The following is a 24,962-nucleotide window of genomic DNA, read 5'->3' as shown; positions in this document are numbered from 1 at the left end:
GGTAAGCCTTTATTCATCTCTTATGACGTAAGCTTACCTGATTTTATGGGCGGGCAGAGTTCACATTTTGTTTAAGATTTCACGAGCAACGTCAGGACTTCATAATGCGCGGTATGCGGGAACATATCGAAAAGCTGCACGCGTTCAATGCGATAGCCCGGCAGTTGAGCGATATCTTTCGCCATGGTCTGTGCGTTACAGCTTGAATAGACGATGTATTCCGGCGCCATCTGGCTCAGATAGTCGCAGAGGGATTTGCCAATCCCACGACGCGGCGGATTAACCAGCACCAGCTCCGGCACGTTGCCTTGCCCGGTCGCGAACTGCGTGGAGTCCAGCGCCTGGAAGTGCAGGTTGGTTAACCCCAACTCGGCGGCGGACTGCTTTGCGCAGGCAATCGCTTCGGCGGAGATCTCAATGCCGGTGAGCTGCATCTCAGGCGTGGCGCAGTGCAGGCCAAAACCGCCCACGCCGCAGAAAAGGTCCCACATATGATGGATGTTTAACGCGCGCACCCAGTCGCGGGCGGTGGCGTACAGGCTGCTTGCCACGGTCGGGTTGGTCTGGAAGAAGCTTTGCGGGCGGATCCACAGCGGCACGCCGTTGAAGCTCTCTGCCAGCGCGTGCTGGTCGGTGAAGAAAACCTCTTTCTCCCCTTCCATGATCGCCATATGCACCGGCTGAATGTTTGCGGTAATCACCTTTAACTGAGGAAGCTGTTCCTGCAGCCACGGCAGCGCCGCGCGCAGCTGCGCCAGCTTGGCTTCCGAGCGCAGCACGAAGCGCAGCATCATGCCGCCGTCGATCTGGCTTTCCGACAGGAGAAGGTACTTCAGCTCGCCGCGCCTGCGGGCAACGTTGTAAGGCGTTAACCCCGCGCGAGCGATAAACGGTTTCAGTGCGGCAAAGACCGGCTCAAACGACGCGGGATAGAGCGGGCAGTCGGTTAAGTCTTCCGGCGTGCCGTCGCGGTGCAGCATCCCCAGCAGCGGTTTTTCAACGCTGCCGCTGACCACCATTTTGGCTTTGTTGCGAAAGCCCTGCTCCGGGCCGCTGACGGGTGCGCACCACTCGCCCACCGCGCGTGCTGCCAGCAGCTGTTGCAGGTCGGCCATTTTGGCGGTGAGTTGTTGAGAAACCGGCTGTTCTATCCACTGACAGGAGCGGCAGCGTCCGGCGTCATAGAGTGCGCACTGCATATGAAAACCTTAAGGAAAACGAGGGCTGCGATTATACACATTATTGCAGGCGGAAGAACCGCCGACTGGACGCCGGAACGAAAAGCAGGCAGAGCACCAGCATATCCGGCAGTTTTTGCATGACCAGCGCATGGAAAATCTCACGTCGCGACTCGCCCGGAATGCTGAACAGCTCAGGATAGCCATAGCCCAGCGAGGCGGCCCACAGATAGCTGGCGGCGGTCACCTGAGTGAGCAGATAGACCCAGCGCGCCCAGTTTCGCCCTTTGACCAGCGAAAACGCGCAGTAGATCTCGATAAACACCAGCACCAGGCTGCTTAAAAAGACCAGCGTCAGATTCCACGTCTGCACGCTGCGGTGAATGAATTCCCCGATGCCGCGCACCCCCAGCGTATTCAAAATCATCAGCACGTCCAGGCAGCGGATCATAATAATGGCGAGCGCCGCCACCTGAACCAGCGCAGGAACGTTAGGACGGGCGTGCGTAATACGTGATTTTTTTACTAATCCCAATGTTTTACTTCCCTGAAAAACAGTGCCGCGTCATGCGCGGCACATCACCGGAAATTTTAAATCCTTCAGCCGCGTCTTGCACGCTGGATATCGCGCACGCGCTGTTTTTCCGCGCGCGCCATCAAATACCAGGCGATAAATCCGACAATTCCGACCACGCCGAGGATGATAGAGGCCAGGGCGTTGATCTCCGGGTTCACCCCCATGCGCACGCTGGAGAAGACCAGCATCGGCAGCGTCGTCGCGCCCGGCCCTGAGACAAAGCTGGCGATAACCAGATCGTCGAGGGAGAGCGTGAACGCCAGCAGCCAGCCGGAGATCACCGCCGGCATAATCATCGGCAGGGTAATGATGAAAAAGACCTTTAGCGGCGTGGCGCCGAGATCCATCGCCGCCTCTTCAATGGAGCGGTCCAGCTCGCGCAGGCGCGAGGAGATCACCACCGCCACATACGCAGTACAGAAGGTGACGTGCGCCAGCCAGATGGTGAGCATGCCGCGATCCGCCGGCCAGCCGATGGCGTGCGCCAGGGCCACGAACAGCAGCAGCAGCGACAGGCCGGTAATGACGTCCGGCATCACCAGCGGGGCAGTGATCATAAAGGCGAAACCGTTTGAGCCGCGAAAACGCCCGAAGCGCACCATCACCAGCGCGGCGATGGTGCCCAGAACGCAGGCCATCGTGGCCGCCAGCGCGGCAATGGTCAGGCTCAGCCCCACCGCGCTCATCATTGCGTCGTCGTGGAACAGCTCGCTGTACCAGCGCGTCGACCAGCCCGCCCAGACCGTCACCAGTTTGGAACTGTTGAACGAGTAGATCACCAGCATCAGCATCGGCGCATACAGGAAGGTGAAGCCGATAACGAGGATCAGAATGCGCCACGGGGAGCGTACTACCGGTAAGTTGTTCATCCGCGATCTCCCATCTGTTTCTGCTGATGCTTATGGAACCACATGATCGGGACGATCAGCAGCAGGAGCATGATAATCGCCACCGCCGACGCCACCGGCCAGTCGCGGTTATTGAAGAACTCCTGCCACAGCACGCGGCCAATCATGATGCTGTCCGGCCCGCCGAGCAGTTCCGGGATCACAAACTCCCCGACCGCCGGAATAAACACCAGCATCGACCCGGCAATGATTCCACCTTTGGTCAGCGGGACAATCACGCTGAAGAAGGTCTTCAGCGGACGCGCGCCGAGATCGAGCGAGGCTTCCACCAGCGAGTAGTCAATGCGCGTCAGGGCGGTGTAAATCGGCAGCACCATAAACGGCAGATAGGCATACACAATGCCGATATAGACCGCAAGGTTGGTGTGCAGGATGGTCAGCGGCTGATCGATAACCCCAAGCCACATCAGAAAATTATTCAGCACCCCGTTGTTTTTCAGGATCCCCATCCACGCGTAAACGCGTATCAGAAACGAGGTCCACGACGGCAGGATCACCAGCAGCAGCAGGATGTTGCGCGTTGAGGGCTTGCTGTGCGCCACGGCCCACGCCAGCGGGTAGCCCATCACCAGACAGCAGAGCGTCGAGATCGCCGCCACCTGCAGAGACTGCAGATAGGCTTCGAAATAGAGCGGATCCTCGGTGAGCTGGAGGAAGTTGCCCAGATTCAGCGTCAGCGTCAGCTGCCCGTCGGCCCACTCCCACAGATCGGTATACGGCGGGATCGCCCGCGCCATCTCCGCCAGGCTGATCTTAAAGACGATCAGGAACGGCAGCAGGAACAGCAGGATCAGCCACACGTAAGGCATGGCGATTACCAGCTTGCGGCCGTGGTTCATCTTAAGGCGCGTCAGCCAGTGGGCAAAGCCGCCCGGTTTTTTGACGCGGGCTGGAGGTTCAAGTGTGCTCATGATCGCTCCTTATACCGTCAGCACGACGCAGCTGTCCGCGTCCCAGCACAGGCGCACTTCGTCGCCCCAGGTCGGCTGCCCCTTGCGGTAGCGATGTTCGTTCTGTAGCTGCGCGCTGAGCATCTGTCCGCTTTTCAGACGCACGTGGTAAATGGAGAGATCGCCCAGATAGGCAATGTGCACCACTTCCCCGACGGCAAAGTTATAGCCATCGGCAGGCGGATCGTCACAGAGCATGATCTTCTCCGGGCGCAGCGCCACGTAGACCGGCACGTTATCCACCACCGAGCTGTCAGGATCGACCTTAAGCGGATGCTGCAGCCCCGGTGATTCGATGACCAGACCATCCTCCTGACGATCCTTCAGCAGCCCTTCAAAAACGTTGACCGAGCCGATGAACTCCGCGCTGTAGCGGGTGGTCGGATGCTCGTAAATCTCTTCCGGCTCGCCAATCTGCACGAACTTCCCGCGGTTCATGATCGCGATACGCCCGGCCATGGTCATGGCCTCTTCCTGGTCATGGGTGACCATCACGCAGGTCACCCCCACGCGTTCGAGGATATCGACTACTTCGAGCTGCATACGGTCGCGCAGCTTTTTGTCCAGAGCGCCCATCGGCTCGTCGAGCAGCAGCAGTTTCGGGCGTTTCGCCAGGCTTCTCGCCAGCGCCACGCGCTGACGCTGACCGCCGGAAAGCTGGTGCGGCTTACGCTTCGCGAACTCCTGCATATGCACCAGGCTCAGCATTTCGGCCACGCGCGCGGTGATTTCGGCTTTCGGCAGCTTGTCCTGCTTCAGGCCAAAGGCGATGTTTTGCTCCACCGTCATGTGCGGAAACAGCGCGTAGGACTGGAACATCATGTTAATCGGGCGCTGATACGGCGGCACGCTGGAGAGATCCACACCATCGAGCATGATTTGCCCGGCGGTAGGCTGTTCAAAACCGGCCAGCATACGCAGCAGGGTCGATTTACCGCAGCCCGATGCGCCCAGTAGCGCGAATATTTCGCCTTTATAGATAGTCAGGCTGACGTCGTCCACGGCATGCTGGCCATCGAAAGATTTGGTGAGGTTACGAATTTCAAGAAGCGGGGTCAGCGCTTTACGGACTTTCGCCTGCGGGCGGGGGATCGCGTCATTCACGGGGTGTTCTCCGGTAGAGATCAAATCATGGTGCAGGCGCACCAGAACGGTGCGCCTGTTGCCGGGGGCGCTTCGCTCGCCCGGCCTGTGACAAAGGGTTATTTACCGCTTTTCACCTTGGTCCACGCGCGGGTACGCACGCGGTCAATTTTTGGATCCTGAACTTTCAGGGTGAAGAGCTTGGCGAACACATCCGCTGGCGGATAGATAGCCGGGTTATTGCGGATTTCTTCGCTCACCAGCGGCACGGAGGCCTTGTTACCGTTGGCGTAGTAAACGTGGTCGCTGATGTGGGCGATCACCTCAGGACGCATCAGGTAATTCAGGAACTGGTAGGCTTCCTCTTTGTTTTTCGCATCAGCCGGCATGGCGAAGACGTCAAAGAAGGCCAGCGCCCCCTCTTTCGGAATAAAGTAGGACACATTCACGCCGTTTTTCGCCTCTTTCGCGCGGTTCGCCGCCTGCCACACGTCCCCTGCCCAGCCGATCGCCACGCAGATGTCGCCGTTCGCCAGGTCGTTGATGTACTGTGACGAGTGGAAGTAGCGAATGTTTGGACGCAGCTTCAGCAGCAGATCGGTCGCCGGGCCGGTGTAATCATCGGCTTTATTGCTGTTCGGGTCTTTGCCCAGGTAGTTCAGTACGGTGGCGAAAATCTCTTCCGGCGCATCGAGGAAGGAGACGCCGCAGCTTTTCAGCTTCTCAAGGTTTTCCGGCTTCAGCACCACGTCCCAGCTGTCCAGCTTCACGTCCGGGCCCAGCGCCGCCTTCACTTTATCGACGTTAAAACCGATGCCGGTGGTCGCCCAGAGATACGGCATCGCGTATTTGTTGTCTGGATCGTGCTTAGCCACCAGCTTCAGCACTTCCGGATCGAGATTTTTCCAGTTCGGTAATTTGCTCTTATCCAGCGGCTGGAAGACGCCTGCCGTCAGCTGGCGCTCCAGGAAGCTTGCGGAAGGTACCACGAGGTCAAACCCGGTGCTGCCCGCCATCAGCTTTCCTTCCAACACTTCGTTGGAATCGAAAACGTCATAGACCACTTTAATGCCGGTCTCTTTTTCAAAATTCGCGACCGTGTCCGGCGCAATATAGTCAGACCAGTTGTATACGTGCAGCGTTTTTTGTTCCGCAGCGAGCGTGCCGGCAGAGACGGCCATCAGAGCACCCGCAACCAGACCCGATAACCATTTTTTATTCAAGGCGATCATAGTGTTATTCCTTCTGAAAGCTCGTTAACAAACGAACTAAACTGTGCAATCTGGATATATGCAAAAATCATGCATAGTTTGTCGCTCTGCTCAAAATAAAAAGAAACCTCTTTACCCGGCAGGATCCGCTCGCTTTTTTAAGCATCGCAAGAATAACTGTAGCCCGTGTCTCCGGCTATAGCCCAGACGAAAAAACGCCTTTTATCAATTTTTTATGCAGGTTAAGTCTACGTGATAAGCCGAAATGGCCTTGAGGGAGGTGAAAAATTCTTTAAAGAAAGGTTAAAGGCAGCAGAAAAAATGGCCTTCTGCAGCCGCTATGGCAGCGACTGCGCAAAAGTCAGACAGGCTTAGTGAAGAAAATTGGGAGATGCATCATTATTCTCAGCATCGTCTTCCGCGCTATACAGCAGATGATGTGCATTGGCTTCCATCATAACCATGGAAATTTGCTCTTCGCTCAGGCGCATAAACCAGGCGAACTGCTTGAACGACAGCCCTGCCCCGGAGAATAAAGACTGGCAAACGACCAGTTTTGGCAGATTATCGTCCTGTATATCGAGAAATGCTTTCACCGTCAAAGAACTGGCGTTGATAGCCGAGAGATCGGAGGCCAGCGCCAGCAGCGCAGAAGGCTTCACTTCGGCCAGCGCGGAAAAAAGGATCACGTCGTTAATCAGATCGATTTTGGCATCGAAAATGCCGTCGAAATTCTGCATATGAGGCAGATGCAGCGCCTGGCAGGAATCACATTCGAAGAAGGTGATCCCGGCATCATCAAGCCATTGACGTAACGTATCCAGTGTAGGTACGACCTGTAAATCCATCGCTGTGCAGCCTCTTTAGTAAAAACTTCGCATAGGGTACTCAAAAAGCGCCCGGTAATCCATTTAACCGCCCGTTTTCAGACAGTAACCCGGCGTGGCATGACGCTCGATCCATGAGATCATTTTACCTGCAATATCGACCCCTGTGGTTTTTTCCACACCTTCCAGCCCCGGGGAGGCGTTCACCTCCATCACCAGCGGCCCGCGCGTCGCGCGCAGAAGGTCCACGCCCGCTACGTCCAGCCCCAGGGTTTGCGCCGCTTTCACGGCTATTTCCCGTTCGCGTTCGCTAATATCGGCTACCCGCGCAACGCCGCCGCGGTGAAGGTTAGAGCGGAAGTCGCCCTCTTTGGCCTGGCGCTCGATGGCCGCCACGACCTCGTTCCCCACCACGAAACAGCGAATGTCGCGCCCTTTCGCCTCTTCAATGTACTCCTGCACCAGAATGTGCGCATTCAGCCCGCGAAAGGCGTCGATCACGCTCTCCGCCGCCTGACGCGTTTCCGCTAACACCACGCCAATACCCTGCGTGCCTTCCACCAGCTTGATCACCAGCGGCGCGCCGCCCACCATATCGATCAGATCGCTGGTGTCGTCCGGTGAATGGGCAATGCCCGTGACGGGGAGATCGATCCCCTGTCGGGCGAGGAGCTGCAGGGAGCGCAGCTTATCGCGGGCGCGGGAAATGGCGACGGATTCGTTGAGCGGATAGCTGCCCAGCATCTCGAACTGGCGCAGCGCGGCGGTGCCGTAGTAGGTAATCTGGGAGCCGATGCGGGGGATCACCGCATCGAAGTGCGGCAGCTTGCGGCCTTTGTAGTGAATCGACGAGGCGGCGGGGTCGATGTTCATATAGCAGGACATCGGGTCGAGGATCTCAACCTGATGCCCGCGTTTCGCCGCCGCTTCTCGCAGGCGCTTACATGAATAGAGCGTTCCGTCCCGGGACAATATGGCAATTTTCACCCTGCACCTCTCTGAAGACATGGAAAAAGCCTGCATATCATATACGCAGGCAGGCACAGGAGGAATGGACTATCGCGTTGCCCAGCCCTGCTTGTGCAGATACTCAAGAATAAACGGGCGGTTTTCTTTGATGATGGTGCGGCGAATATGGTCCGTCCAGGTGTCGCGACGGTTATTGCTGCCGCGCGTCATGTAGTAGTTCGCCAGCTCTTCGTCGTAGTGATTCAGGACATCCTGATCGACCGGCTGGTAATGGTTTTCATGCACCAGCATCGCGGCAGGAATGCGCGGCTTGAGATCCGGGTTGTCCGCCGGCCAGCCGAGGCACAGGCCAAACAGCGGCAGCACGTGTTTTGGCAGCTTCAGCAGGTCGGTCACGCTTTGAATGTTGTTACGCAGGCCGCCGATATAGACACCGCCTAACCCCAGCGACTCCGCGGCCGTAAAGGCGTTTTGCGCCATCAGCGCGGTATCCACCACGCCCAGCAGCAGCTGTTCGGCCAGCCCAAGTTCCGCCTCAGGGCAGATCTGCAGGTGGCGGTTAAAGTCGGCGCAGAACACCCAGAACTCGGCTGCCTGAGCCACATGCTTCTGCCCGCCGGTGAGCGTCACCAGCTGTTCACGCATGGCTTTATCGGTAATGCGGATAATCGAACTGCACTGCAAAAAGCTGGAGCTGGAGGTGGCTCTTGCGCTGTCGATAATCGCATTACGCTGCGCCTCGGTAATCGGCTCATCGGTAAAGTGGCGAATGGAGCGGTGGGACTGGAGCAGGTCTATGGTTGGCGTCATCTTGTCTCTCTTTAGTCTTGCTTAATACGTATGGCAGCCAGTATAGGCAATGATGTGCGCGGTGTAATTGGCGAAACATAGCTCATAGATATTATAACGACAGGCGAAACCTTCTTTAATGACGGCGGGTTATGGGGCACTATACGTGTCATTCGCCGTCAGGCTTGTTTTTTGAGGAGAGAGAAATGTTTGCAGTAATTTTTGGTCGTCCAGGGTGCCCTTACTGTGTGCGCGCGAAAGAGCTGGCTGAGAAACTGACCGAAGAGCGCGATGACTTCAACTTCCGCTATGTGGACATCCACGCGGAAGGCATCACCAAAGCCGACCTGGAAAAAACCGTCGGTAAGCCGGTTGAAACCGTGCCGCAGATCTTCCTCGATCAGAAACACATCGGCGGTTGCACCGACTTTGAGGCCTACGCTAAAGAGCATCTGGGCCTGTTTGCCGAGCAGTAATGAAGAGACGCCCTCACCCTGAGGGCGTTTTTATTTGCGGTGCCGTCGGTGCTGAACCAGGCTGCGTACAAACAGGTAGCACAGCGCGCCAAGCGCGCACCAGAATACGCCGCTCAGCAACCACGCCAGCTCCTGCCAGAAACTCCGCGTTGAAATATACATCAGGCGCATCATCAGCAGACACAGCGGTGCAGCGAGCATGGCGCCCAGCAGCGGCTTCACCACCTCCCCTTGACGGGAGAGAAAACTGGCGGCAGCCCCCGGCAACGTGAAGAAGAGCAACCCCAGCTCAGGATGCCCGGACGCCCTGAACGCGCCCTTTACATTAAATGCGAGCGACATGCACACGACCGTGAACAGCAAAAAACAGCTGATCACCCCCGCCCAGTTTCGTTTCATATTCAAACTATCCTCCTGACTTATCTCTATCAAATACACATTCGTCGGGTAGACGCCCAGTCAGATAAAGCAGTGCGGCAATCCATGCCAAAGTACGCACAGGGTGATGCGATAATCAGTAGCTGTCAGTAGCTAATGCGATTAAACTACACGCCAGCTAATGTTTTAGGGAATAAAGCAGGAAACAGGGAGCGTTAGCGCTTTTCCCTGATCCAGAAAACAGTAGCCCAAAAAGTCCTTTCATTCAACAACTTACTGGTAAACAAGAAGTTAGCCTCCGTGAATATAAACGTCGCAGACTTGTTAAATGGGAATTACATCCTGTTATTATTTGTGGTACTGGCGCTGGGTCTTTGCCTGGGTAAATTGCGCTTGGGTTCGGTTCAACTCGGTAATTCCATTGGCGTTTTAGTCGTCTCCTTATTATTAGGCCAGCAGCACTTCAGCATTAACACGGACGCGCTGAACTTAGGTTTTATGCTGTTTATTTTTTGCGTTGGCGTAGAAGCGGGACCTAACTTTTTTTCAATTTTCTTCCGCGACGGCAAAAATTATCTGATGCTGGCGCTGGTGATGGTCGGCAGCGCGCTGCTGATCGCGTTAGGACTGGGCAAACTGTTTGGCTGGGATATCGGGCTTACGGCCGGTATGCTGGCCGGCTCTATGACGTCAACCCCCGTGCTCGTGGGCGCCGGTGATACCCTGCGCCATTCCGGCATGGCGGGCGCGCAGCTCTCTACCGCCCTCGACCATCTGAGCCTGGGCTACGCCCTGACCTATCTGATTGGTCTGGTGAGCCTGATCGTTGGCGCGCGCTACCTGCCAAAACTGCAGCACCAGGATCTGCAGACCAGCGCCCAGCAAATCGCCCGCGAGCGCGGTCTGGATACCGACTCCAAACGTAAAGTCTATCTCCCGGTTATCCGCGCCTACCGCGTCGGACCGGAGCTGGTGGCATGGGCAGACGGCAAAAATCTTCGCGAACTGGGGATTTACCGCCAGACGGGCTGCTACATCGAACGTATCCGCCGCAACGGTATTCTGGCGAACCCGGACGGCGACGCGGTGCTGCAGATGGGCGACGACATCGCACTGGTGGGTTACCCGGACGCGCACGCCCGTCTCGACCCGAGCTTCCGTAACGGCAAAGAGGTGTTCGACCGCGACCTGCTCGACATGCGTATCGTCACCGAAGAGATCGTGGTGAAAAACCACAACGCCGTGGGCCGCCGTCTGGCGCAGCTGAAGCTGACCGACCACGGCTGCTTCCTCAACCGCGTGATCCGCAGCCAGATTGAGATGCCCATCGACGATAACGTCGTGCTCAACAAAGGCGACGTGCTGCAGGTCAGCGGCGACGCGCGACGCGTAAAAACCGTTGCCGACCGCATCGGCTTTATCTCCATTCACAGCCAGGTCACCGACCTGCTGGCCTTCTGCGCCTTCTTCATTGTTGGCCTGATGATCGGGATGATCACCTTCCAGTTCAGCAACTTTAGCTTCGGCATCGGTAACGCCGCCGGTCTGCTGTTCGCCGGGATCATGCTGGGCTTCCTGCGAGCGAACCACCCGACCTTCGGCTACATTCCGCAGGGCGCGCTGAACATGGTGAAAGAGTTCGGTCTGATGGTGTTTATGGCGGGCGTTGGCCTGAGCGCCGGAAGCGGCATCGGCCACAGTCTGGGCGCCGTCGGCTGGCAGATGCTGGTGTCCGGCCTTATCGTCAGCCTGGTGCCGGTGGTGATCTGCTTCCTGTTCGGCGCCTACGTGCTGCGTATGAACCGCGCCCTGCTGTTCGGGGCAATGATGGGGGCGCGTACCTGTGCCCCGGCGATGGAAATCATCAGCGATACCGCGCGCAGCAACATCCCGGCGCTGGGGTATGCAGGCACCTATGCTATCGCGAACGTACTGCTGACGCTGGCGGGTACGCTGATTATCATCATCTGGCCGGGACTCGGATAACTCCTAAGTTTGCGCGTAATGAAAAAATTTTTGTAACGCGCAGAACTTTTTTAGCAGGGGGCAGTCATAACTAGTGCCACTGCTTTTCTTTGATGTCCCCAATTTGTGGAGCCCATCAACCCCGCCGTTTTGGTTCAAGGTTGATGGGTTTTTTGTTGCCTGAAATTCCCCTTTCTGTAATTTGACCTTCTCTCTTCCCACCAAAACATATATGATTAAACGAATATGATTTAATCTACCCTCAGGAACACCCATGATCCACCCGCTCCAGCTCTTCAAAATCCTCTCCGACGAAACGCGACTCGCCATCGTCATGCTGCTTCGCGAAACGGGAGAATTGTGTGTCTGCGATCTCTGCTCCGCCACCAACGAACCGCAGCCGAAAGTCTCCCGCCATATGGCTTTGCTGCGCGAGTCCGGGCTGGTTATCGATCGTCGCGAGGGCAAATGGATCCATTACCGTCTCTCTCCCAACATGCCCGCGTGGGCGGCAGCCGTTATCGACACCAGCTGGAACTGCCTGCGGGAAGAGACGCGCATGAAGCTGAAAAACCGACTCCCGGGCTCATGCTAATCAATACATATTCATGAAATCAGATATAACGGAGTAAGCAATGTTTCTGGCAGGGGCAATTTTTCTGTTTACGCTGGTACTGGTCATCTGGCAGCCCAAAGGGCTCAGTATCGGCTGGAGCGCGACCATTGGCGCCGTGCTGGCGCTGGCCAGCGGGGTAATTCACATTAACGATATACCTGTGGTCTGGAATATCGTCTGGAACGCCACGGCAACGTTTATCGCCGTCATCATCATCAGCCTGCTGCTGGATGAGTCCGGCTTTTTCGAGTGGGCGGCGCTGCACGTTGCCCGCTGGGGAAACGGTCGTGGGCGATTGCTGTTTACTTATATCGTGCTGCTGGGTGCGGCCGTGGCGGCGCTGTTTGCCAATGACGGCGCGGCGCTGATCCTGACGCCTATCGTCATCGCCATGCTGCTGGCGCTGGGGTTCAGCAAGCAGGCCACGCTGGCGTTTGTGATGGCGGCAGGTTTTATCGCCGATACCGCCAGCCTGCCGCTGATTGTCTCCAACCTGGTCAACATCGTGTCGGCAGACTTCTTTAAGCTGGGGTTCAGTGAATACGCCTCGGTGATGATCCCCGTTGATATCGCCGCGATTGTCGCAACGCTGGTGATGCTGCATCTTTTCTTCCGCAAGGAAATTCCACCGGAATATGACCTGGCGAAACTTCAGGAGCCCGCGCGGGCCATTCACGATCTCCCGACGTTCAGAACGGGCTGGATCGTGCTGCTGCTTCTGCTCGTTGGCTTCTTTGTGCTTGAACCTCTCGGCATTCCGGTCAGCGCCATCGCCACCGTCGGCGCGCTGATTTTATTCGCTGTCGCAAAACGGGGACATGCAATAAACACCGGAAAAGTGCTGCGCGGCGCACCCTGGCAAATTGTTATTTTCTCGCTCGGGATGTATCTGGTGGTGTATGGCCTGCGCAATGCCGGGCTGACGGATTATCTCACTGGCGTGCTGAATAGTCTGTCCGGACACGGGCTGTGGGCCACCACGTTGGGAACCGGGTTCATCACCGCGTTCCTGTCATCCATAATGAACAATATGCCCACGGTGCTGATTGGCGCGCTCTCCATTGAGGGCAGCATGGCGACGGGATTGCTCAAGGACGCGATGATTTACGCCAACGTGATTGGCTGCGATCTGGGGCCGAAAATCACGCCTATCGGCAGCCTCGCCACCCTGCTCTGGCTCCACGTGCTGGCGCAGAAAAACATGACGATTACCTGGGGCTACTATTTCCGGACGGGCATCATCATGACGCTGCCGGTCCTGTTTGTGACGCTCGCCGCGCTGGCGCTACGTCTCTCCTTCACACTGTAATGAGCCACTGATATGAGCCACATCACCATTTACCACAACCCCGCCTGCGGCACCTCGCGCAATACGCTGGAGATGATCCGCAACAGCGGCACGGAGCCGGAGATTATCCTCTATCTGGAAACCCCGCCGTCGCGCGATAAGCTGACCACCCTTATTGCCGATATGGGGATTTCGGTGCGGGATCTGCTGCGCAAAAACGTGGAGCCCTATGAACAACTCGGCCTTGCTGAAGATATCTTCAGCGACGACCAGCTTATCGAGTTTATGCTGCAACACCCGATCCTGATTAACCGTCCGATTGTGGTCACGCCGCTGGGCACCCGCCTGTGCCGCCCGTCTGAAGTCGTCCTCGACATCCTGCCGGACGCGCAGAAAGGCGCGTTTACGAAAGAGGATGGCGAAGCCGTCGTGGACGCCAGCGGGAAAAAAATCGAACGCAGGTAAAACAGGCAGGGCGAGTGATGCTTAAGGGTTCCCCTCGCCCGCAATTCTCCCCACCATCGCCCGAATTTCCTCCCGGCTTAATGGCTCTCGGTCAGTCACATAGTGCAGCGTCATCCCTTCGATGAAGGCATCCAGCGCGCGGGTGGTGACCGGGTCGAACCACTGCTCCAGCGTGGTCTGGCTCATTTTCATCCAGTCCTGCATCACCGTTTTGAGCGCCGCGCTTCGGTGCATAAAGGCGTAAAGCTGATACATCAGCGCCATGTTGTGCGGCGTGGTCACCTGCGAGCTGTGGATCAGGGTGGTGATGGATTCACACGCCATCTCCGGCCCGGTGACGCCCGCGAAGAAATCCCGGTACTGCTGTGACATCTGCCGCGTAAACCACGTGAAGGCCTCCTCCAGCAGCGGCTCCATGCCGTCGAAATAGTAGGTCATCGACCCCAGCGGCACGCCCGCGCAGCTGGCGATTTTACGGTGCGTAACGGCGTGAATCCCGTGTTCGGCAATGGTATCCAGCGTCGCCTGGAGAATTTTTTCACGTCGATGCGGATCGTTCGGTGGTCTGCTCATAAATCCCTCACCTGTTTGTGTACAAATGTACACAAACTTGCTAGTGTTGTCGCTACTGTTGTACTTCTGGTGCTACCCCAATGACGCTGACCTCTTCCCGCAACGCCCTGCGACTACGCATGTGGGCATTGTTTATGTTCTTCTTTATTCCCGGTCTGCTGATGGCCTCCTGGGCCACACGTACGCCCGCCATTCGCGATATTTTGTCCGTCTCTACCGCGGAGATGGGCATCGTGCTGTTCGGCCTGTCGATAGGCTCCATGAGCGGCATCCTCTGCTCCGCGTGGCTGGTGAAGCGCTTTGGCACGCGGGCGGTGATCCGCACCACCATGTGCTTCGCGGTAATTGGGATGATCGTGCTAAGCGTGGCGCTGTGGTTTGCTTCGCCGGTGCTGTTTGCCCTGGGGCTGACGGTATTTGGCGGCAGCTTCGGCTCGGCAGAGGTTGCGATTAACGTTGAAGGGGCGGCGGTCGAGCGCGAGATGAACAAAACCGTGCTGCCCATGATGCACGGCTTTTATAGCCTCGGTACGCTCGCCGGCGCGGGCGTCGGGATGGCGCTGACGGCCTTTGGCATGAGCGCGAATCTGCATATCCTGCTGGCGGCGCTGGTATGCATCATTCCGATCCTGACCGGCATTCGGGCGATCCCGAACGGTACCGGCAAGAATTCCGCTGAAGAACAGCATTCGATGGAAAAAGGGCTGCCCTTCTACCGCGATTTCCAGCTGATGCTGATTGGCGTGGTGGTGCTGGCGATGGCGTTCGCGGAAGGCTCCGCCAACGACTGGCTGCCGCTGCTGATGGTGGACGGCCACGGCTTTAGTCCGACCTCCGGCTCGCTGATTTACGCCGGGTTTACGCTGGGGATGACCGTAGGGCGCTTCACCGGCGGCTGGTTTATCGACCGCTACAGCCGCGTGGCGGTAGTGCGCGCCAGCGCCCTGCTCGGCGGCCTGGGTATCGCGATGATCGTCTTTGTGGACGTGGACTGGATTGCCGGGGTCTCGGTGATCCTCTGGGGTCTGGGCGCGTCGCTCGGCTTCCCGCTGACTATTTCGGCCGCCAGCGACACCGGCCCGGATGCCCCGACCCGCGTCAGCGTGGTGGCGACCACGGGCTACCTCGCCTTCCTGGTCGGGCCACCGCTGCTCGGTTTCCTCGGTGAGCACTACGGGCTGCGCAGCGCCATGCTGGTGGTGTTAGGGTTGGTGATTATCGCGGCGCTGGTGGCGCGCGCGGTGGCAAAGCCGGAAACGGAACAAACGTCAATGGAGAAGGGATATGAGCGTTAAACTGATCGCCGTCGACATGGATGGCACATTCCTGAGTGATGCCAAGACCTATAACCGCCCGCGCTTTCTGGCGCAGTATGCGCGCATGAAGGAGCAAGGCATTCGCTTTGTGGTCGCCAGCGGCAACCAGTATTACCAGCTGATCTCCTTCTTCCCGGAGATCGCGCATGAAATTGCCTTTGTTGCCGAAAACGGCGGCTGGGTGGTCGATGCCGGGGAAGATGTGTTCAACGGCGAGCTGACAAAAGCGCATTTCAGCACCGTGGCCACCGTCCTAAACGACGTCCCCGGCATTGAGATTATCGCCTGCGGGAAAGGCAGCGCCTACACGCTTAAGGCCTATGACGATGCCTTCATTGATATCGCGTCAAAATATTATCACCGTCTCGAAAGGGTGCAGGATTTCAACAGCCTGAACGACATCTTCTTCAAGTTCGGGCTCAACGTTTCCGATGACGAAATTCCGCGCATTCAGGCGCTGCTGCATGAAAAGCTCAGTGACATTATGGTGCCCGTCACCACCGGTCACGGCAGCATTGACCTGATTATCCCCGGCGTGCATAAAGCCAATGGCCTGCGGATCCTGCAAACGCGCTGGGGCATCGAGGACAGCGACGTGGTGGTCTTTGGTGACAGCGGCAACGACGTGGAGATGCTGCGTCAGTCCGGGTTCAGCTTTGCGATGGCAAATGCCAAACCGCATATTAAAGCGGAGGCGCGCTTTGAAGCACCGCATAATAACGAGGAAGGCGTTTTAAACGTGATTGAGAAGGTGTTGAACGGGGAGGCACCGTTTAATTGACCGCATGCGGTATGGCGGCCTCGCCCCTCACCCAGGCACTCTCCCCAATGGGGAGAGGGAAAAAAGATTATGGTTGCAGGGCGTTTCCGACGCGTTTGTCCTTCAGGAACACCACCATCAGGCCAACCCACAGCGCGCCGTTGGCGAGGTTAAACAGGCTGAACAACCCGTTGCCGCCCAGCGCGTAAGCGTGCTTGCTCACCTCGATACCGACGGTAAAAATCAGCATCTGCAGCATGCCCATCGCCGCGGACACCGTGCCTTTACTCATCTCGCTCGCAAACAGGGTCAGGCGCACCAGGCCAGCGTTCGCCACGCCAATTCCGAAGGCATAAATGCTCAGCCCCGCCGTCATCCACAGGTAGGCGTGGGATGACGCGACGGTCGCTACCGCAGCCAGAATCAGCCCTGCCGCAATCGGCCAGCCGCCCATGATAATCAGTGAACGCACGGTGCGGCGAGACGTCAGACGGGCCAGCACCAGGTTACCGATAATTAACGCGCCAAAGATCGGCACCTGCAGCAGGCCGTACTCGTAGCTGCTGAGCTTTTCACCGCTGATGATAATCACCGGTGACTGCGCGATCCACGCCAGCAGAGGCAGGCTAACGAATCCGGTCGCCAGCGCCCCCGCCACAAAGCGGCCATTTTGCAACACGGCTTTGTAATCCCGGCCCAGCTCTTTCAGCGAGAGTTTTTCGCCCAGACGGGTAGCCGTTTCCGGCATCGCACGGTGCAGGCCAAAGAAGGCGATGGCGGCGAGAACGGCAAAAAGCACAAACATCCCTTCCCAGGGGGCCACATGCACCCACGCGGCTCCCACCAGCGGCCCGAGTAAGGGGGCGATCAGCGCCACGTTCGCCATCAGCGCGGTAATTTTGATACACACCGCCTCCTCAAACGACTCCTGGATGGCGGCATACCCCACGGCACCGATAAAGCACAGGCTCACCCCCTGCAGGAAACGCAGCAGGGTAAATTGTTCAATGTTTTGCGCCAGCAGCGTGGCGAGGCAGGTAACGATAAACCACACCACGCCCGTCAGCATCACCGGACGGCGGCCAATACGATCCGACAGCGGGCCTAACAGCCACTGCAAAAACATGCCGCCAGCCAGATAGGCGGTCATGGAGGTCGGCACCCACTCGATTCCCGCGTTGTACTGCTCCACAACGGCCAGCATACCGGGCTGGATCATATCGTTGCCGATATAGGTAGAGAATTCGTAGAGCACCAGACACAGAGGGAAAAGCAACGCCTGACGACCCAGACGTGAACCAGAAGAAGAACGGTTTAACATGCAATCTCTTTATAATGACAAAATCGCGACGAGTTTAATGAAATGCCGTAATCCGAGATAGTGATTTATCGAGGAGAAACAGAAATAAAGCACATATCGTCTTCGTTTAAGGTTTCCTTAAGTTGACAGATTTATGATAGCGCGATTACTCGTCAATGATCCCTAATTATGGCACTCACTTCCAGCCGTTCAGAATTGTCTAACTTACAGACTAATAAGACAAAACAACTTTACCGCTTACCGTCCCGCTTTTATGGTTATCAGCTTTTGGTGCTAGTAGCGCTTGCCGTGGTGTTTACGTGGCTATCGCGCGATGAAGCGCTCGACAGATGGATCACCGGCTTCTGGTATGACGCGGCGACACAGACTTTCCCGCTGCAGAAAGACCACCTGCTGGATCTGCTGAACCATCGTCTGGCGAAATACATTGCGATTGGCTTAGGCGCCGTGGCGCTGCTTTACGGCGCTTACAAACGTAACGCAAGGCTTGTCACAGCCGCGCTGCTGATGGGGCTTGGCGCGCTGGTGGTTGGCGTGCTGAAAAGCATCAGCCACCACAGCTGCCCGTGGGATCTGGTGGAATATGGCGGTAAGGCCGTGTCTTACCCCCTGTTCAGCGCCGTTCCGGCAGACAGCGGCCCGGGCCGCTGCTTCCCGGGTGGCCATTCTTCCAGCGGCTTTATGGTGATGGGGCTGTTTTTTGCCTTCTGGCGCGAGCGTCCGCGTCTCGCCTGGAGCTTTGTGGTCCTTGGCGCGGTTATGGGTCTGGCGATGGGCTTCGGCCAGGTGATGCGCGGGGCACATTTTTTCTCTCACAACCTGTGGGCCGGGTGGTGGGTCTGGTTTTCCCAGGTGGCGGTCTACGGGCTGGTTTCCACCCGGTTTGCAAAAGAGTGATTACGCTATGCTAGAGAATCTGAATTATCAGCTGTTTTATCTGATCAACGCCACCCCGGCCTCGCCAGAGTGGATGATTGATTTTGCCACCTTTCTGGCGAAAGACCTTATCAGCATCGTGCCTGCGCTGGCTGCCATTCTCTGGCTGTGGGGGCCGCGCAGCCAGGTTAAGGCACAGCGCCAGCTGGTGATCAAAGTCGCGATGGCGCTCGGGGTAAGCGTGCTGGTCAGCTATCTTCTCGGCCACGCATTCCCGCACGATCGTCCTTTTGTCGATCGCATTGGCTACACCTTCCTGCACCACGCGCCGGATGACTCTTTCCCGAGCGATCACGGTACGGTTATCTTCACCTTCGCGCTGGCTTTCCTGTTCTGGCATCGCCTGTGGTCGGGGGCGGTGCTGATGGTAGTCGCTGTGGCTATCGCCTGGTCGCGCGTCTATCTTGGCGTCCACTGGCCGCTGGATATGGTGGGCGGTTTCCTGGTGGGGCTGATAGGCTGCGTGAGCGCGGCTATCCTGTGGAATCTCTTCGGTGAGGCGCTCTACCGCGGGCTCTCTTCGCTCTATCGCGCCATTTTTGCTATCCCGATCCGCAAAGGCTGGATACGTGACTAATCCCAACCGGACAGGTTACACTGAGCCCCCGCCCTGCGGGGGCTCACTTTTTTATCCCGAGGAACTATGGAAACACGACGCGATGACCGCATTGCTCAGCTGCTGCAGGCGCTGAAGCGCAGCGATAAGCTGCATTTGAAGGAAGCCGCCAACCTCCTCGGCGTCTCAGAGATGACCATTCGTCGCGATCTGAACAGCGACAGCGCCCCCGTGGTACTGCTGGGCGGGTACATCGTCCTTGAGCCGCGCAGCGCCAGCCATTATCTGATCAGCGACCAGAAGACGCGTCTTGTTGAAGAGAAGCGCAAAGCCGCGCGCCTTGCGGCCACGCTGGTTCAGCCGCACCAGACGCTGTTTTTTGACTGCGGCACCACTACGCCGTGGATTATCGAAGCCATCGACAGCAGCATTCCCTTTACCGCCGTGTGCTACTCCCTGAACACCTTTCTGGCGCTTCAGGAGAAATCCGAGTGCCGGGTGATCCTCTGCGGCGGCGAGTTTCACGCCAGCAACGCCATCTTTAAGCCGCTTAACCTGCAGGACACGCTTAGCAATTTATGCCCGGACATCGCGTTTTATTCTGCCGCAGGCGTGAACGTGCGCCAGGGTGCAACCTGCTTTAATCTGGAGGAGCTGCCGGTCAAGCACTGGGCGTTAAATGCCGCGCAGTATCATGTGCTGGTGGTCGATCACAGCAAGTTTGGCAAGGTGCGTTCGGCAAGAATGGGTGAGCTGGCGCAGTTTGACGCTATCGTCAGCGATTGCCGCCCCGATGACGAGATTGTGGCCCATGCAAAGGCACAGCAGGTGAAGTTGATGTATTGAGGTTATGCCGGGTAAGCGCAGCGCCACCCGGCATAAAACTTAACTAAACCAGCTGCCAAACCAGCTATGGAATTTCATCAACACGAAATCCCACATCCGGCTGAAGAAGCCGCCCTCTTCCACCGCTTCCATCACAATCAGCGGACGCTGTTCAATCGACTTGCCGTTTAGCTGGAAATCAATCGTCCCGACCACCTGGCCTTTTTTCAGCGGCGCGGTGAGCTGCGGTTCGGTCAGGGTATAGCTTGCTTTCAGGTTTTTCAGCTGACCGCGTGGAATGGTCACGGAACCGGCCTCACCCGCCCCCAGATTCACCTCGCTCTTGTCACCAAACCAGACGCGCTGGCTGACGAACGTGGCATCCGGTTTAATCGGCGTCACGGTTTCATAGAAGCGGAAGCCCCAGGTCAGCAGTTTTTCTGACTCGTTAAAGCGGATGCGGTCGGTTTTGGTGCCCAGCACCACCGAGATCAGGCGCATGTCGCCCTGCGTCGCGGAGGCCACCAGGTTGTAGCCCGCGCCAGCCGTGGTGCCGGTCTTCATTCCGTCCACGTTAACGTTGCTGCTCCACAGCAGGCGGTTGCGGTTCGGCTGGCGAATTTTGTTGAAGGTAAACTCTTTCTCTTTGTGGATGGCGTATTCATCCGGCACGTCGTGGATCAGCGCTTTTCCCAGCAGCGCCATGTCGCGCGCGGTACTGAACTGTCCCGGCGCATCCAGGCCGTGGACCGTTTTGAAGGTGGTGTTGGTTAAGCCGAGCTTTTGCGCATAGCCATTCATCAAACCAATGAAAGAATCCTGACTGCCGGCAACGTAGTCGGCCAGCGCGATACAGGCATCATTTCCCGACTGAATGATTACCCCTTTGTTCAGATCGGAGACGGAGACCTGATCGCCTGGCTTCAGGAACATCACCGACGAGCCCCGCAGCGCCGGGTTGCCGGTCGCCCAGGCATCCTTCCCGATGGTGACCATATCGTCCAGCTTGATCTTGCCCGCTTTTAACGCCTGCCCGACCACATAGCTGGTCATGATTTTGGTCAGGCTGGCCGGATCGAGTTTCTCATCCGCATTGCCTTCCGCCAGCACCTTACCGCTGGAATAGTCCATCAGTATCCAGGCGCGCGCGTCCACAGGCGGCGCTTCGGGCGCAGCCTGTTCAGCCGCGTAGAGTGTTGGTGCAAACAGGAAAAGAAGCGCAGAGCCTGCCGCCAGGCTGCGCAGAGAAGTCATTTTTCGCGTCATAAATGCCACCCGAGTGTCCATTCAAAAATTACGTCACATCACCGTGTCGCAAGAAGCGATGAGTAATAGCGCACTAAAACGGTTAAAGAAACCCAACGAGGGTAAAGTTATTAAAGTTTATGCAATAACATTCATTTACGCTTTGATTCAGGCGATTTTTTTGTCTTCTGTTGCGTAATTGTTAGGTTTATCTCACCATGGCAAAAAGCCGAACCGGATTCACACTCATCAGGAGTAAATATGATTACGCTGTGGGGCAGGAATAATTCGACCAACGTTAAGAAAGTGCTCTGGACGCTGGAGGAACTGGATTTACCGTTTAACCAAATCATGGCTGGCATGTCGTTCGGCGTGAACAAAGAGGCCGACTATCTGGCGATGAACCCGAACGGCCTGGTGCCGCTGCTGCGTGATGACGAAACAGACGCAACGCTTTGGGAGTCCAACACCATTGTGCGTTACCTCGCCGCCCAGTACGGTCTTGGCCGCCTGTGGGTCGAAAACCCGGCGCTGCGCGCGCAGGGTGAGAAGTGGATGGACTGGGCAAATCAGACGCTCTCTCCCGTTCACCGCGTGATCCTGATGGGGCTGGTGAGAACTCCTGAAGCCGAGCGCGACTACCCCGCCATTCATGCCGCGCAGGATGCCTGCGAAAACCTGTTTGCGATGATGGACGATGAGCTGGCGAAGCACGCCTGGTTCTCCGGCGATACGTTCGGCGTGGGGGACATTGCCGTAGCGCCGTTCGTCTGGAACCTGACCAACCTCGGTCTGAAATGGACGCCGCGCCCGAACCTTGACCGCTGGCTTAAGCAGCTTAGCGAGCGCCCGGCGTACCGTAACGTGGTGATGATCCCGGTCACCTGATTACGCACCGGACGGGCTGACTTTTAACAGCTGCCCGTCCGTTTCGTCAGTCAGGACATACAGATAGCCATCCGGCCCCACCCGCACGTCGCGAATACGCTGCTCCCGGTCGCCCAGGATCCGCCCGTCCTCCGTCACTTTATTGCCGTCCACGCTCAGCACGATAACGTCCTTTTCCTTCAGCGCCCCAATAAACAGCTTGTTTTTCCACTGCGGGAACACGTCGCTATTATAGAACGCCATGCCGCTGACCGCGGGCGACACTTTCCAGACAAACAGCGGCTTTTCGGCTCCCTCAACGTGCTCGCCTTTGGCTTCCGGGATTTTCAGCCCGCTGTAGTTAATGCCGTGCGTTGCCAGCGGCCAGCCGTAATTTTTGCCCTTCTCCGGGATGTTGATTTCATCCCCGCCGCGCGGGCCGTGCTCGTTCAGCCACAGCGTGTCGCTCCACGGGTTCATCGCCATCCCCTGCGGGTTACGAATGCCGTAGGACCAAATTTCCGGCCGCGCGCCGGAGGTGTTCACAAAGGGGTTATCCGGCGGCACTTTACCGTCTTCGGTGAGGCGCACCACCTTACCCTGCAGCTTGTCCAGATCCTGCGCCGTCGGGCGCTGGTTGTTCTCGCCGAGTCCAATAAAGAGATACCCTTTGCCGTCGAACACCAGTCGCCCACCAAAATGGTTACCGGTAGAGAGTTTCGGCATCTGGCGGAACACCACCTGGAATCCCTCGATGCGGGAAAGATCGTCGCTCAGGCGACCATAGCCCACCGCCGTCCCGGCCTTGCCGTCACGCCCGGCTTCGGCGTAGCTCAGCCAGACGCGGCGCGACTTTTCAAAATCAGGCGCCAGCACAACGTCCAGCAGTCCTCCCTGGCCGTTCGCCCACACCTTCGGCACGCCGACAATGGGATCGGAAAGTCCTTTCCCGGCCTGCCAGCGCTTGAGCTGCCCGCCCTTAAGAGTGACCAGTAAACCGTCATTGCCCGGCAGGAACGCCATCGACCAGGGGTGATCGAGTCGGTTTTGCAGCACCTCAACCTTTACCGCCTCTGGCGCAGCAAGAAGCGAAAACGGAATAAAAAATGCAGGCAGGAAAATCAACGAGGATCGAGGCATAAAGCGCTCCTTTTTCGGCATATGGCATAAAGATTAGCCATTACCTCCGGGCGCGTTACCACTTTTACAAAAGCTTAATCAGATGGGGGGAGTTGCCTCCCCCCGAACTCAGTGCTGTGCAAGCGTCTCGTGCTTGTTAAGACACATGATACAAAGAGAGAGCGTTGTCAGGCAGTTTTCAAGCTTCTCCGCGTTAACCGCGATAAAAGTCGGGCAGTCGTGGCGTCCGTTCATCAGACACACCCCTGCAATGGAGAGCACCTCAGCGGCGCGACGCAGCGCCATCAGCTCGCATTCATCGTATTCCGCCTTCAGGGTCGGTGCTTTTTCACGCATGAAATTACACAGTTCAAACAGATTATCACGCAGATGTTCGCTTTCGCTGACTGACATATAGCCCTTTGCCTTCCTGAGCTGCAGATAGGCGGCCAGGTCGATTCGGGCGTTGATCAGCTTGTTAAGCAGATCGCGTTTCAGTCTGTCAACGGACATGCTATTTCCTCCTCTGTCAGCCATGTTGCACATTCAGAATAAGGTCATTTTTTGTACAGTTTAATGCCTGAGATCAATTATTCTTAACTGATTAACATTATTTACAATGTTACAACCTCGGCCTGGCGCATCCGCCTTGCAAAGAGTGTATAAATCCCCCGCGATACGCTGTAAAATCCCGCCCTGATGACTCCATAATTGATGAATTTTCAACCTATGAGCAATGTTACGCACCAGCCGAAAATCGGCTTCGTCTCCCTGGGCTTCCCAAAAGTCAAAAATAATTCATTGCTAACTTTGTTCTAAACCCCGGTATTACTGACCCAGACGCAAAAACTCCGGGATATAAACCCGGCGCTTTTAATCAACATTTAATGCTGTCTCCCACAAATTCATTCTTCACGAAAGCCGGGTTTACCGTTGGCTTTACGCCATTCTTTAACCTCTTTAACCACCCCTTCAGGACTATCTTCACGGTCATCTCGGGGGTAGTAGATAAGGTCAGACCCGTCAGGGTGCTCGGTCAGGCGCTTAAATTCCAGTATGTTTTTTATATCTTCACTTTCTGAAGTGTCCGCAACGTTGAAGAGTTTACGGACGAACTCCAGGAACTCGTTTTCTGTGTAGTCACTTATGCTTTTCAATTACTCACCTCGATGGATCTCAATGTGGCGTTTCGGTGTTACAACGCCCATGTTGTCAACGTCGTACACTTCGCCGCCTTCGCTGATCGGTCTAATATGATGAATATCATATTTGATCTTGCCGCCAACTTGTTCGGATTCTCTCGGGGCGGGTGCTTTTCCTGCTCGAATATTACCTAAGTTACCTCGTTTAAATTGTTGGCTCAATTCAGGATCTTTGCTTACTTCTAGCCAGAATGCTTCCCTGAAGCCGTCGAAGCTGGAGAAGGTACGCCCACGCAGTTTATCGGCGATCTGAAATGGAATCGGAGAGCCATTCCCCTGACCCGCATCGGTTAACCATGTGCCTGTCACTTTCTTGCCCTTGCCAGTGACTTGTCCCGGATTGTTGCGAATATAGATATAAATTGGCGGGATGTCTGATACGGGCAGCATCAGAATATAATCCGCGAAATTTTTCTCATCCGGTGCCGGGGTTGTTGTGCTGGTGCTCTGAGTTCCATCCGGTAACGGGTTAACAAGGATGGTTCCCGGTAGCTTTGGAGGTGTCTGATTACCTGTGTTTGACGGAGCGTTAACACCGGAATGATCTGGGGTCCAGATAAGG

At 56.8% G+C, this 24,962-nt stretch carries 28 protein-coding genes and 1 pseudogene; 12 read left to right on the top strand and 17 right to left on the bottom strand.

What is annotated here, in order from left to right:
* Positions 1-71: 71 nt before the first annotated feature.
* The 9 genes from rlmC to nfsA all read right to left on the bottom strand — a co-directional run bounded on the left by rlmC (position 72) and on the right by nfsA (position 8,513).
* Entirely contained in the window at positions 72-1,199 is a 1,128-nt protein-coding gene (rlmC, locus tag IM291_RS00140) for a 23S rRNA (uracil(747)-C(5))-methyltransferase RlmC (RefSeq protein WP_192985876.1), read from the bottom strand.
* Between the two features lie 40 nt (positions 1,200-1,239).
* On the bottom strand, positions 1,240-1,713 hold the full coding sequence (locus IM291_RS00135) for a YbjO family protein (RefSeq protein WP_028012509.1): 474 nt from the start codon (positions 1,711-1,713) through the stop codon (positions 1,240-1,242).
* Between the two features lie 65 nt (positions 1,714-1,778).
* Complete coding sequence (gene potI, locus IM291_RS00130; RefSeq protein ID WP_028012508.1) at positions 1,779-2,624, bottom strand: putrescine ABC transporter permease PotI; 846 nt, start codon at positions 2,622-2,624, stop codon at positions 1,779-1,781.
* Positions 2,621-3,574 (bottom strand): putrescine ABC transporter permease PotH, encoded by a 954-nt coding sequence (potH, locus tag IM291_RS00125; protein WP_041910674.1) that lies wholly within the window; start codon positions 3,572-3,574, stop codon positions 2,621-2,623. Before potH ends, potI begins: the two co-directional genes overlap by 4 nt.
* 9 nt (positions 3,575-3,583) lie before the next feature.
* On the bottom strand, positions 3,584-4,717 hold the full coding sequence (gene potG / locus IM291_RS00120; protein WP_045630953.1) for a putrescine ABC transporter ATP-binding subunit PotG: 1,134 nt from the start codon (positions 4,715-4,717) through the stop codon (positions 3,584-3,586).
* A gap of 98 nt (positions 4,718-4,815) precedes the next feature.
* Complete coding sequence (potF, locus tag IM291_RS00115; protein ID WP_192970830.1) at positions 4,816-5,928, bottom strand: spermidine/putrescine ABC transporter substrate-binding protein PotF; 1,113 nt, start codon at positions 5,926-5,928, stop codon at positions 4,816-4,818.
* A gap of 350 nt (positions 5,929-6,278) precedes the next feature.
* Entirely contained in the window at positions 6,279-6,755 is a 477-nt protein-coding gene (locus IM291_RS00110) for a YbjN domain-containing protein (protein WP_003858385.1), read from the bottom strand.
* Between the two features lie 63 nt (positions 6,756-6,818).
* Positions 6,819-7,721 carry a 30S ribosomal protein S6--L-glutamate ligase gene (gene rimK, locus IM291_RS00105; protein ID WP_028012504.1) on the bottom strand — a complete coding sequence of 301 codons (903 nt, stop codon included), beginning with the start codon at positions 7,719-7,721 and terminating at the stop codon, positions 6,819-6,821.
* Between the two features lie 69 nt (positions 7,722-7,790).
* The gene (gene nfsA / locus IM291_RS00100) at positions 7,791-8,513 is read right to left on the bottom strand and encodes a nitroreductase NfsA (protein WP_048960877.1); all 723 of its coding nucleotides are present in this window, start codon (positions 8,511-8,513) and stop codon (positions 7,791-7,793) included.
* 185 nt (positions 8,514-8,698) lie between these two features.
* Here nfsA and IM291_RS00095 point away from each other — a divergent pair, with 185 nt between their 5' ends.
* On the top strand, positions 8,699-8,968 hold the full coding sequence (locus IM291_RS00095) for a GrxA family glutaredoxin (RefSeq protein ID WP_028012502.1): 270 nt from the start codon (positions 8,699-8,701) through the stop codon (positions 8,966-8,968).
* Positions 8,969-8,998: 30 nt separating this feature from the next.
* On the opposite strand, the gene IM291_RS00090 is transcribed toward IM291_RS00095, so the two are convergent.
* The gene (locus IM291_RS00090) at positions 8,999-9,367 is read right to left on the bottom strand and encodes an inner membrane protein YbjM (protein WP_080339193.1); all 369 of its coding nucleotides are present in this window, start codon (positions 9,365-9,367) and stop codon (positions 8,999-9,001) included.
* Between the two features lie 279 nt (positions 9,368-9,646).
* Between IM291_RS00090 and IM291_RS00085 the strand changes: the two genes are divergently transcribed.
* The 4 genes from IM291_RS00085 (at position 9,647) to arsC (ending at position 13,680) form a co-directional block, all read left to right on the top strand.
* Positions 9,647-11,332: an aspartate:alanine antiporter gene (locus tag IM291_RS00085; protein ID WP_014169303.1), complete on the top strand. Its 1,686-nt coding sequence runs from the start codon at positions 9,647-9,649 to the stop codon at positions 11,330-11,332.
* Between the two features lie 253 nt (positions 11,333-11,585).
* Complete coding sequence (locus IM291_RS00080) at positions 11,586-11,906, top strand: metalloregulator ArsR/SmtB family transcription factor (RefSeq protein WP_126300401.1); 321 nt, start codon at positions 11,586-11,588, stop codon at positions 11,904-11,906.
* Positions 11,907-11,946: 40 nt separating this feature from the next.
* Positions 11,947-13,236: an arsenic transporter gene (locus IM291_RS00075; protein WP_192985875.1), complete on the top strand. Its 1,290-nt coding sequence runs from the start codon at positions 11,947-11,949 to the stop codon at positions 13,234-13,236.
* 12 nt (positions 13,237-13,248) lie between these two features.
* On the top strand, positions 13,249-13,680 hold the full coding sequence (gene arsC / locus IM291_RS00070; protein WP_048999341.1) for a glutaredoxin-dependent arsenate reductase: 432 nt from the start codon (positions 13,249-13,251) through the stop codon (positions 13,678-13,680).
* Positions 13,681-13,701: 21 nt separating this feature from the next.
* Here arsC and IM291_RS00065 read toward each other — a convergent pair whose 3' ends face one another.
* Entirely contained in the window at positions 13,702-14,253 is a 552-nt protein-coding gene (locus IM291_RS00065; RefSeq protein ID WP_047368174.1) for a TetR/AcrR family transcriptional regulator, read from the bottom strand.
* A gap of 80 nt (positions 14,254-14,333) precedes the next feature.
* On the opposite strand from IM291_RS00065, the gene IM291_RS00060 reads away from it, so the two are divergent.
* Together IM291_RS00060 and IM291_RS00055 are read left to right on the top strand one after the other, a co-directional pair.
* On the top strand, positions 14,334-15,548 hold the full coding sequence (locus IM291_RS00060) for an MFS transporter (RefSeq protein ID WP_192985874.1): 1,215 nt from the start codon (positions 14,334-14,336) through the stop codon (positions 15,546-15,548).
* A complete protein-coding gene (locus IM291_RS00055; RefSeq protein ID WP_192985873.1) occupies positions 15,538-16,350 on the top strand; it encodes a Cof-type HAD-IIB family hydrolase in 813 nt (270 codons plus the stop codon). Before IM291_RS00060 ends, IM291_RS00055 begins: the two co-directional genes overlap by 11 nt.
* Positions 16,351-16,417: 67 nt before the next feature.
* Here the strand turns inward: IM291_RS00055 and IM291_RS00050 are convergent, their stop codons facing one another.
* Positions 16,418-17,650: an MFS transporter gene (locus IM291_RS00050; RefSeq protein ID WP_047362755.1), complete on the bottom strand. Its 1,233-nt coding sequence runs from the start codon at positions 17,648-17,650 to the stop codon at positions 16,418-16,420.
* Between the two features lie 168 nt (positions 17,651-17,818).
* Here IM291_RS00050 and IM291_RS00045 point away from each other — a divergent pair, with 168 nt between their 5' ends.
* The 3 genes from IM291_RS00045 (at position 17,819) to deoR (ending at position 19,988) form a co-directional block, all read left to right on the top strand.
* Positions 17,819-18,547 (top strand): phosphatase PAP2 family protein, encoded by a 729-nt coding sequence (locus IM291_RS00045; protein WP_192970824.1) that lies wholly within the window; start codon positions 17,819-17,821, stop codon positions 18,545-18,547.
* A gap of 7 nt (positions 18,548-18,554) precedes the next feature.
* Positions 18,555-19,163, top strand: a complete 609-nt coding sequence (ybjG, locus tag IM291_RS00040) for an undecaprenyl-diphosphate phosphatase (RefSeq protein ID WP_028012487.1) — start codon at positions 18,555-18,557, stop codon at positions 19,161-19,163.
* Between the two features lie 66 nt (positions 19,164-19,229).
* On the top strand, positions 19,230-19,988 hold the full coding sequence (gene deoR / locus IM291_RS00035) for a DNA-binding transcriptional repressor DeoR (RefSeq protein WP_192985872.1): 759 nt from the start codon (positions 19,230-19,232) through the stop codon (positions 19,986-19,988).
* Positions 19,989-20,027: 39 nt separating this feature from the next.
* Here deoR and dacC read toward each other — a convergent pair whose 3' ends face one another.
* Entirely contained in the window at positions 20,028-21,233 is a 1,206-nt protein-coding gene (dacC, locus tag IM291_RS00030; RefSeq protein ID WP_032644979.1) for a serine-type D-Ala-D-Ala carboxypeptidase, read from the bottom strand.
* A 240-nt stretch (positions 21,234-21,473) separates the two neighbouring features.
* Here dacC and IM291_RS00025 point away from each other — a divergent pair, with 240 nt between their 5' ends.
* A complete protein-coding gene (locus IM291_RS00025) occupies positions 21,474-22,100 on the top strand; it encodes a glutathione S-transferase family protein (RefSeq protein ID WP_192985871.1) in 627 nt (208 codons plus the stop codon).
* Here IM291_RS00025 and IM291_RS00020 read toward each other — a convergent pair whose 3' ends face one another.
* Entirely contained in the window at positions 22,101-23,219 is a 1,119-nt protein-coding gene (locus IM291_RS00020) for a PQQ-dependent sugar dehydrogenase (RefSeq protein WP_028012483.1), read from the bottom strand.
* A gap of 108 nt (positions 23,220-23,327) precedes the next feature.
* Positions 23,328-23,711, bottom strand: a complete 384-nt coding sequence (gene bssR, locus IM291_RS00015) for a biofilm formation regulator BssR (RefSeq protein WP_048960862.1) — start codon at positions 23,709-23,711, stop codon at positions 23,328-23,330.
* Between the two features lie 216 nt (positions 23,712-23,927).
* Here bssR and IM291_RS22060 point away from each other — a divergent pair.
* Positions 23,928-24,008 (top strand): annotated as a pseudogene (locus tag IM291_RS22060) (hypothetical protein); the annotation flags it as partial.
* Positions 24,009-24,103: 95 nt separating this feature from the next.
* On the opposite strand, the gene IM291_RS00010 reads toward IM291_RS22060, so the two are convergent.
* Both IM291_RS00010 and IM291_RS00005 read right to left on the bottom strand, forming a co-directional pair.
* Positions 24,104-24,355: a bacteriocin immunity protein gene (locus IM291_RS00010; protein ID WP_136343032.1), complete on the bottom strand. Its 252-nt coding sequence runs from the start codon at positions 24,353-24,355 to the stop codon at positions 24,104-24,106.
* On the bottom strand, positions 24,356-24,962 hold a 607-nt coding region (locus IM291_RS00005; protein WP_192985870.1), incomplete at its 5' end, for an S-type pyocin domain-containing protein. It abuts the gene before it with no gap.

Origin of the sequence: Enterobacter cloacae complex sp. P27C, assembly GCF_014895705.1 — a bacterium.
In the GTDB taxonomy this organism is placed as follows: Bacteria; Pseudomonadota; Gammaproteobacteria; order Enterobacterales; family Enterobacteriaceae; genus Enterobacter; species Enterobacter bugandensis.
Note: the sequence above shows the minus strand (reverse complement) of the source record. Positions and strands in the feature narration are given on the sequence as shown.